At 39.0% G+C, this 9,146-nt stretch carries 8 protein-coding genes; 7 read left to right on the forward strand and 1 reads right to left on the reverse strand.

The genetic code is table 11. The features are described from left to right. The first annotated feature begins 79 nt into the window (after positions 1–79). The 4 genes from Q4550_RS08495 (at position 80) to Q4550_RS08510 (ending at position 4,086) form a co-directional block, all read left to right on the forward strand. Positions 80–1,258 (forward strand): acyl-CoA dehydrogenase family protein, encoded by a 1,179-nt coding sequence (locus tag Q4550_RS08495; protein WP_303531717.1) that lies wholly within the window; start codon positions 80–82, stop codon positions 1,256–1,258. A gap of 234 nt (positions 1,259–1,492) precedes the next feature. Continuing rightward, positions 1,493–1,642: a hypothetical protein gene (locus Q4550_RS08500; RefSeq protein WP_194221673.1), complete on the forward strand. Its 150-nt coding sequence runs from the start codon at positions 1,493–1,495 to the stop codon at positions 1,640–1,642. 47 nt (positions 1,643–1,689) lie between these two features. Further along, positions 1,690–3,213 (forward strand): D-alanyl-D-alanine carboxypeptidase/D-alanyl-D-alanine endopeptidase, encoded by a 1,524-nt coding sequence (dacB, locus tag Q4550_RS08505; RefSeq protein WP_303531720.1) that lies wholly within the window; start codon positions 1,690–1,692, stop codon positions 3,211–3,213. A gap of 252 nt (positions 3,214–3,465) precedes the next feature. Further along, positions 3,466–4,086, forward strand: a complete 621-nt coding sequence (locus Q4550_RS08510) for a hypothetical protein (RefSeq protein WP_194221674.1) — start codon at positions 3,466–3,468, stop codon at positions 4,084–4,086. Here the strand turns inward: Q4550_RS08510 and Q4550_RS08515 are convergent. Next, positions 4,083–5,111, reverse strand: coding sequence for a YeiH family protein (locus tag Q4550_RS08515; protein ID WP_483298558.1), 1,029 nt, complete (start codon positions 5,109–5,111; stop codon positions 4,083–4,085). The genes Q4550_RS08510 and Q4550_RS08515 overlap by 4 nt on opposite strands. A 106-nt stretch (positions 5,112–5,217) precedes the next feature. On the opposite strand from Q4550_RS08515, the gene Q4550_RS08520 reads away from it, so the two are divergent. From Q4550_RS08520 to Q4550_RS08530, 3 genes are all read left to right on the forward strand, one after another. Beyond that, entirely contained in the window at positions 5,218–6,087 is an 870-nt protein-coding gene (locus Q4550_RS08520) for a LysR substrate-binding domain-containing protein (RefSeq protein WP_303531726.1), read from the forward strand. Between the two features lie 79 nt (positions 6,088–6,166). Continuing rightward, positions 6,167–8,389: a DEAD/DEAH box helicase gene (locus Q4550_RS08525; RefSeq protein WP_303531729.1), complete on the forward strand. Its 2,223-nt coding sequence runs from the start codon at positions 6,167–6,169 to the stop codon at positions 8,387–8,389. Positions 8,390–8,477: 88 nt separating this feature from the next. Beyond that, on the forward strand, positions 8,478–8,864 hold the full coding sequence (locus tag Q4550_RS08530) for a VOC family protein (protein WP_303531731.1): 387 nt from the start codon (positions 8,478–8,480) through the stop codon (positions 8,862–8,864). Positions 8,865–9,146: the final 282 nt, after the last annotated feature.

Below are 9,146 nucleotides of genomic sequence, written 5' to 3' on the forward strand. Positions count from 1 at the left end.
GATCGATTTACTGGAGATTAATTCCCCTTCTAGTGTACGATAGAAAGTACAGATTAATCGGAAAGGCTGGCGTTTGTTTATGAATCATCTTTATAACTCTTTTATTAAAAACGATCGACAAAAGCAGTTGTTTGAATTGGGAAGTAATCTTGCGAATTCATTTGCAACAAGGGCAGACCAAATTGATCAAGAGGGGCGCTTTCCTTTTGAAAATTTTGAGGAGCTGAAAGAATCAGGATATCTTTCGTTAACTGTACAAGAAAAATTTGGAGGTAAGGGCATCAATTTGTATGAGTACGTGATGCTTCAAGAACGACTTGCAACAGGTGATGCTGCTACAGCACTTTCAATCGGATGGCATCTTGGAATCATCCTTGAAATGAGAGAAGAACAAATTTGGACAGATCAAGTATTTGAAAGACTTTCGCATCTCATCGTTGAAGAAAATGCTTTGTTTAACCGGGCGGCTTCTGAACCTGCAACTGGTAGTCCGACACGTGGTGGGATGCCTCAAACGAAAGCTGTACTTAAAAAGAATAAATGGATTATAAGCGGTCGTAAATCATTTACTTCAATGGCGCCAGGTCTTCAATATGCACTTGTCTCATCCCAAATTGGAGAGACTGGAGAAAAAGGCTTCTTCCTTGTAGATATGACAGCTTCTGGTGTTACGATTGAAGAAAATTGGGACACGATGTCGATGAGAGGTACGAGAAGTGATGATCTTGTCCTAGAAAATGTTGAATTACCGCAAGATGCCCTTATTGAGGGACCTAATTCTGCCAAAAGTGAACTGCCAAAAGCCTGGCTCTTACACATACCAGCCTGCTATCTTGGTGTCGCGATTGCTGCTCGTAATGAAGCCGTCTCTTTCGCATCACATTATTCACCAAACAGTCTTCCGGGACCGATTAAAGAAGTCCCTGAAGTACAAAGGAAAATAGGGGAAATGGAATTAGAGTTAATGAGAGCTAGAGAAATGATGTATTCTGTTGCATTACGGTGGGTTTCAGAACCGGATAAGAGGAAAGAAATGGGCCCTGAGTTAGCGGCTGTAAAACACGTCGCAACCAATAGTGCAGCAAACGTAGTCGATATGGCCATGAGAGTTGTAGGTGCAAGAGCATTATTTAAAGATAATCCTATGCAGCGCTATTATCGGGATGTAAGAGCAGGGTTGCATAATCCTCCTATGGATGATGCAGTGATTTCGATGCTTGCTAGCAATGCCTTTTCAAAATTCGAAGAATCTTCCTAATGGAAGGTTCTTTTTTAACTCATTGAATTGTTCAGGCGGCGCAAGGTCAAATTCTAATCGTTCGAAATTTCGATAAAAAGCAGTAAAATAGCCCTTATATAGCCGTGTTTTTTCCTGAAAAACCTCTATATATTACAGCATTCTAGTTCATTAGTTTTAAATTAGACAGAAAAGAAGGAGAAAGTCATTCGAATAGCGAAATAGATCATTAATAAGCGAAGGGAGGGGAGTATGGTGAGAGAACGTCGAACCGTTTCGTTAAGTGGAAGCTTGCTGTTAACGCATCCATGGGGTATTGATCTTAAAGATGAACAAAATCCTAAAGAAGACGGATCTTACGTGATCAATAATCACAAACAGCAGGAGTTGAAAGAAAACAAATGATGCTAATCCAATATATTTTTACTAAAGAAGTCTCATAGATCAGAGCCGTGCGAAATGTTCATCGCTTCGGCTCTATTTTAATTGGAAAGGTTGTGAAGAAGATCGGAATAAAGAAAAAACTAGCTTGTGGAGCCGTTATTTCTAGTTTGTTTTTAGGAAGTCGATATCGCCAAAAAAGAAATGGTAAAATAAATAACGGAAAGACATTATCTCAATCTCTACATAGCATAGTAAATGATGAACGTCTTCATGGCGCGATTGCTGGGATAAGCATCCGTTGTAATCTTAGTGGGGAACTTCTCTACGACCATTTTGGAGATTTAAGAATGACCCCCGCTTCAAATATGAAGCTTATAACAGCGGCGGCAGCTCTTGAGAAACTTGGTTCTGACTATCGTTTCAGCACTGAGGTACAAACAGATGGAGAAATACAGGATGGTCTTTTAATGGGGAACCTTTATCTAAAGGGAAAAGGAGACCCAACGGTTTTAAAGGAAGATTTAGATCAATTTTCTTTAGAATTGAAAGCTCTTGGGATTGAACGTATTCAAGGTGATGTTATAGGTGATTATTCCTGGTATGACGAGCAACACCTATCAGAAGATATGGTTTGGAGTGATGAACATGAGTATTACGGCGCTCAAATCACTGCCCTCACTATTTCTCCTGATCGGGATTTTGACGCTGGAACCATTATTGTTGAGGTTTCACCAGGAGAAGAAGGCGATTCACCTAAAATAGTTATTTCTCCCACTGCGAACGATATACAATTAGTGAATAACGCTCTTACAACTTCACCCTCTCACGGGGAAGGGGAATTACATATCATTCGTCAGCATGGTACGAATACGCTTACAATCAGCGGCGCTATTTCGAAGGATGCTTCCCCAGAAAAAAAGTGGATTGCGTTATGGAACCCAGATAGTTACGCCCTACATCTGTTTAAAGATTCCTTAAAAGGACTTGGTATTTACATAAGTGCGGAAGCTTTAAAAGATAAGTCAACTGAAATCAAAACGCTTTTAACTAAACAATCCATGCCTCTTTCTGAATTGCTACTGCCATTTATGAAACTAAGTAATAATGGGCATGCAGAAGTTCTTATAAAAGAAATGGGCAGGAAAGTTATGGGAGAAGGAAGTTTTTCAGCTGGTCTCGAAGTTGTGAGAACATTTTTAAGAGAAGAAGGATTAGATCCTGATAACATGTGTTTACGAGATGGTTCTGGTATTTCCCAAATGAATTTGATACAGCCGAATCAGCTATCTTTGCTTTTATTCAAACTTCAAAGCAAACCCTGGTTCTCAACATTTTTGAACTCACTTCCTGTAGCGGGAATCCCTGATCGGCTAGTGGGAGGTACTTTGCGAGAGCGACTAAGGGCTACATCAGCAGAAGGCGTTGTTTTTGCTAAAACTGGCTCTCTAATTGGCGTTACTTCTTTATCTGGATATGTTAAAACGAATAATCCACTCATTTTTTCGGTTATTATTAATAAGTTTCTAGATGAAGAAGAAATGGAAAAGATAGAGGATGAACTGATGATCGTATTATCTTCTACCTTCATGTAATGGGGGAGTAGTGACTGGCAAAATTGAAGGGCGTAAATCGAAAAACGTAATTTAAAAGATAGAATTGTTGAATCATAAAGCCGATCAATTACATGACTGGTATAATAGTAGTAGACATTTGTAATACCGAGGCAATTTAAAATAGCCATTCGGTCATAACTCCAAGTCAATCTATCAGCGATTAAAGCTGTTTTATGACGACTTCAAAGTTAGATAATCATAAAGAAAGAGTAGCAAGGGAAGGGGGATTATATGTTGAAACGATTGTATCAATATCTTTTATTTGTATGTGTGATTTTATCCGTTTCAACGATTTGGTATGAATCTCCCTTTCAACAGGCGATCCTGATCGGCACTTGGATCGTCTTTTTTATTGATTATATGGTCTTTCTTTATTTATCTGAAGATCGATGGGAATATATAAAAAAGCATCCTTTTGATTTAATAGCGCTAATTCCGCTAGATTCAATCTTTCAAGGAGCTAAGCTTGCGAGACTTTATAGACTATGGCGAATTAAAACAATCGCCAAGCGATTTAGTAATCCCATTCTAGGTAAAGCGATGGGTATGTCTCCTCAAACGTGGTTTTTAACTAGTTTTGTATTTGTTATCGTCTCAACATTTCCATTCTATTTCTATGAACCTGTCGTGGATTCTTTTCAAGATGCAGCGATTTGGTCATTAGGTTCGATCATTTTTGTTGGACGTTTTTCTGTAGAACCAACTTCTTTTGTAGGTAAATTTGTGATTATCTTACTTACAATTGTAGGAATTCTTCTTCATGCGCTTATTGTGAGAACTGTATTTCGTTACGTAGATTACCTTCGTAAAAAATGGTCATCCACAGAGGATGACCATTCAAATGAAGCCTAGTAAAACCATTTTACGATGAAGAATGTAAAAATAGAAAGAACCACTGATACAATTGTAATAATGGCCATTGGCTTTAGTGCTTTATCTTTCAAATCCTTCAAACTAACACTTAATCCTAGGCCTACCATAGCAGCCGTTAAACACCAGGTTGTTATTTCGGTTACCACATTTGTTGCAGATTCAGAAAAGGGAATAATAGGTCCTAGGAGATAAGTTCCTGCGAGACTCATTAAGATAAACCCGATTAAAAACCATGGAAAAGCAACTTTTTGTTTTGTGCCCGCGTTTTTGCGTTTCATCAGGTACATTAAAAGAAAACAAACTGGAACGAGAAGAAAGACTCTTCCTAGCTTTGCAAGCAGCCCCATTGCAAGAGCTGTTTCTCCTCCTGGCGCTGCTGCTAATGCAACGTGAGCAACTTCATGTAGTGAAATACCTGACCATACCCCATATTGACTTTCAGTTAATGGAAGGAATGGGCGAAGAATCGTATATCCGATGGAAAATACTGTTCCAAAAAGAGCGATAATCCCCACCCCAATTGCCGTATCCTCTTCTTTAGATTCCACGATCGGCGCAATTGCTGCAATAGCCGCAGCTCCACAAATCCCTGTACCAGCACCAAGTAAAAAGGTTATGGATGTATTAGCTTTCATCACTTTAGAAAGCCAAACAGACGATAAGATAGAAAATACGATGATAAGCGCGCCTAATAATAATATCGGTAATCCATCTTGAAGAATCAGACTTACATTTAGTTTAATTCCATATAAAATGATGGCGAACCTAAGTATTTTTTTAGATGAAAAAGTGATTCCTTTTCTTAACCATTCGGGATACCCGGCTACTTGCCGATAAACGATTGCGATCAGAATGGCTGATGCGAGTTGCCCTGTAAGACTAAAACCTGGCACCATAGCAAGAAAATAACCTAATAGTGCAATAAAAAAGGTAAATGCTATGCCGAGAAAAAATCGCATGTTCTCTGGTATAGTTTGTTGTTGTCTTAAAGTATTAATCATCATGTCCCCTCCGTTTCTCTTTCTTTAGTCTACTTCAGCTATTGCTATAAGTGAAATAATTAAATAGAATATGTACTATAAGTAATAACTTATAGTAAGGGGTGATGACGTGGATCAGCAGTTACACGTTTTTGTTACAGTCGTAGAAAAACGCAATTTTTCTCGAGCGGCAGAGGAGTTACACATGACTCAACCTGCGGTTAGTCAATATATTAAAAGCCTTGAAGAAGCGCTTGGTACTAAACTGTTAGAAAGAAACAACCGATCTGTGGAAATGAACAAGGCAGGAGTAATTGTTTACCACCATGCGAAAGAATTCTTAAATCTTTATTCAAAGATGACGTATCTTTTGGATGACCTAACAAACCGAGCAAGTGGGAAAATTACAATTGGTGCAAGTTATACATACGGTGAATATGTTCTTCCACATGTGATTGCAGCTATTAGAGAAAAATACCCATTAATTACACCATCTATAACGATAGGAAATTCAAGAGAAATTGGTGACCTTGTCTACTCACACCAACTTGATGTTGGCATTATAGAAGGTGACTATCCAGCTAGAGACATGCAAGTGGATAGCTTCACTGAGGATGAAATGGTTATAGTAGCATCACCATCACATCATAAAGTGAACAGTGGAAAGACTCTTGAACAAGAGATGTGGGTGGTGAGAGAGGAAGGGTCTGGGACGAGAGAAGCTACAGAGAAGATGTGGAAGAATCTCGATATAGAGCCTACTCAAAAACTAGCCTTTGGGAGTACGCAGTTAATTAAAGAATCTGTTGAAGCTGGAATTGGTATAAGTATTTTATCGAAGTGGACAATATGGAAAGAGTTAGAACTTGGTACACTACAAATTCTTGAAATACCGAATTTCACCTATTCAAGGACGTTTTCAATTTTGATGCGCTCTCCCTTTCAAACAAAAGTACTTGAAGTTTTTCTTGACTATGTTCATTCTCATCATAGAACGTAGCACATATGTAGAGAGTTTTTCGTTAGCGTGATATAGTTAGGGAATTGAAAAAGGAACGGATAAAAGGAAGCGATGTAAGATGAAAGAATTGATTGATGAATGGCAATTAGCGCTTCGCGCTGAAATTGCACACCTTAAAAAATTTGGTAGCAGACCAATTCGAGTTGTCAATGGAAGGCTGCTATCTTCAGGTGACGATTTTAGATATTACTTTGATGCACGTACCCCAATTCATATCCCAACTGGATCAAAGGTTCGGCTTGAGATGAAACATATTAAGCGTGAAGGAAGGGTACTGTCTTCAGAAGGAAAGAATGTCATTCTAGCTCTTGAAGCTGGTTTTGGAGAGCGAATTGGAGAGGCAGATCTCTATCATGACCCATGGGAACTGCTAGATGAACTGCATGAGCGTCTTGAGGAAATAAAAAAAAGCAAAAGAAGGTTAGCTAGGGTTAAACGAGTAATGAATCCTCCCACATCTGTGAAGCATCCTGATGATAAGATCAAAAGCCGGCTTCATGAGCTGATTCTACGAACCAAATATAACCCTGTGACGTACGTGTGGGGGCCTCCAGGGACTGGGAAAACACATAATCTAGCAAGAGCCGCTGCGAATCACTTTTTCAAAGGAAATAGCGTCCTGATCTTATCTCATAGTAATCAAGCTGTTGATGTATTAATGCGTGAAACAGCCTCATTCGCTGAAAATAGAGAGAAATTTGAAGAAGGAAAAATTGTACGGTATGGACAACAGCGCGATGTTTCATCAAATCTACCGCTTTTTACAGATCAATTGCTTATGACGAAGCATCCAGACCTTGCCAACGAGAAAGAGAGTATTCTTGATGAACGAAAAAAACTGAAGGAGGACTTATCAAATTCCTTTAGTAAACGCGATTCTGATCAGTTATTAAAGCTTGAATCAAAATTAGGAAATGTTTTAGAGCAGATTCGTCGGAAAGAAACTCAGTTTGTAAAAGAAGCAACGATTATAGGCACCACACTAACAAAAGCCGCTATTGATGAGAATATCTATCGGAAGAGGGTAGATGTAGTGATCATCGATGAAGCGAGTATGGCCTATGTGCCCCAAGCAGCATTTGCTGCTTCACTTGGAAAACGCGTTGTTATATGTGGCGATTTTAAACAGCTACCTCCTATAGCGTCAGCACGGCACCCGCTCGTTTCAAAATGGTTAAGAGAAGACGTATTTCACTGTTCTGGAATTGTTGAAACTGTGGAAACCGGTAAACTTCATCCTCAACTCTTTCTGTTAAATGAACAAAGACGAATGCACCCGGTCATTTCAGACTTTACAAACAATAAAATTTATCATTCGCTTGTAACAGATCATCCTAAAACTGCAGTACTTAGAGCACCGATATCAGACCAAGCTCCTTTTAAAGGTATGGCATCTGCTCTAATTGACACAAGTCATACTGGCTATTTTTGTATGATGGGACATTCATCGAAGTCACGAATGAATTTATGGCAGCTTTTTCTATCTTTTCAAGCAATTTATGAAGCGTTACAAGCGGGGATGTCATCAATTGGTTATGTTACCCCTTATCGCGCTCAAGCGAAGATGATGAATTTACTAATAGAAGATCTTTTAAAACATTCTTTTGATCAGGCAGACATTCTTTCAGCCACGGTTCATCGTTTTCAAGGTAGTGAGCGAGATATGATGGTGTTTGATACAGTAGATGGAGAACCAGAATCACGTCCTGGCATGTTATTGAGCGGTCACAATAGTGAAAGACTGATCAATGTTGCAATGACGAGAACGAAGGGGAAATTTATACAAATTAGCAATGTTGATTATATACAAAAACGGATGTCTCCATCAAAAACACTACGACAGTTAGTTGATCATCAGCTATTAAAAAAAGAGAGAATTTCTCCTACGCATATAGGAAAGTGGGTAAAGCATCAGCATCCTAAATTGAAGTGGCATCACGCGCTGAATACTGACATGATTTTTCAAGATATTCAAACTGCAGAAGATATTGTTATTTCAATTCCTAAGGGAACGAGATTAACAGCCGAGTGGGTGAACGTATTAAAAAAAGCAAAAGGTAAGCTGTCCATTATTTCGCCAGAGATCGTTCAGTCAGTCCCGATTGCTCATCATGTCGACCATGATCTGGCGTTCCCATTTATAGCACTTGATCAAAATGTACTTTGGCTTGGTGTTCCATTTGAAGGGATGAAAGATGTTCTTCCACCCGCAGTTGCCTTGAGACTTGAGTCTGCACTTTTTACTGGAGAGATATTGAATCAAATTGTCCCCCAAGAATAATAGAATAATGTTCCTTCTGCTTTTCATTGTTTACGTTACTGTGATAAAGTTACAGAGAATAACGATAGGAAAAGAAAGCTGGTGACTTATGGGGATTCAAAAACTGGAACATGTCGGGGTACAAGTAAGAAATATTGAAGCTTCGAAAGGTTTCTATCAAGGGATTATTGGATTAGAGTTACTTGATGAATTCGATCATCCTGATGGTGATAAAAAGCTAGCCTTTCTTGGTTTAAACGGGCAAATTTTAGTAGAGCTAATAGAAGGTTATAATCCCGATTTACCCGCAGAAGGAAAAGTTCATCACATTGCCTTTACGGTTAAAAATATTGAACAAGAACGCACTCGTCTCCATGACCTTGGTGTAACGTTTATTGATGAAGGAATCAATACCTTACCAAACGGTGCAAAATATTTGTTCTTCGCAGGACCTGATGGAGAATGGCTTGAATTCTTTGAACCTGCTACTTATTAACTACGAGTGAAATGACTAAAAACCAGCGTCCCATTCAGAAGGATGCTGGTTTTTTCTGTTCAATAGCTCCAATCCATTCGTTTCTGACCGCTCGTCTTCGCTTTTCATTGTCTAGCTGCGACTCGCAGAAACTACTGGATTTCGCACTTTCACAAAACACAGAAGGCGTGTTTCTGTTCAAGAGCTCCAATCCATTCGTTTCTGCCCGCTCGTCTTCGCTTTTCATTGTCTAGCTGCGACTCGCAGAAACTACTGGATTTCGCACTTTCACAAAACACAGAA

It is taken from the genome of Anaerobacillus sp. 1_MG-2023 (assembly GCF_030547345.1).
GTDB lineage: Bacteria > Bacillota > Bacilli > Bacillales > Guptibacillaceae > Guptibacillus > Guptibacillus hwajinpoensis_B.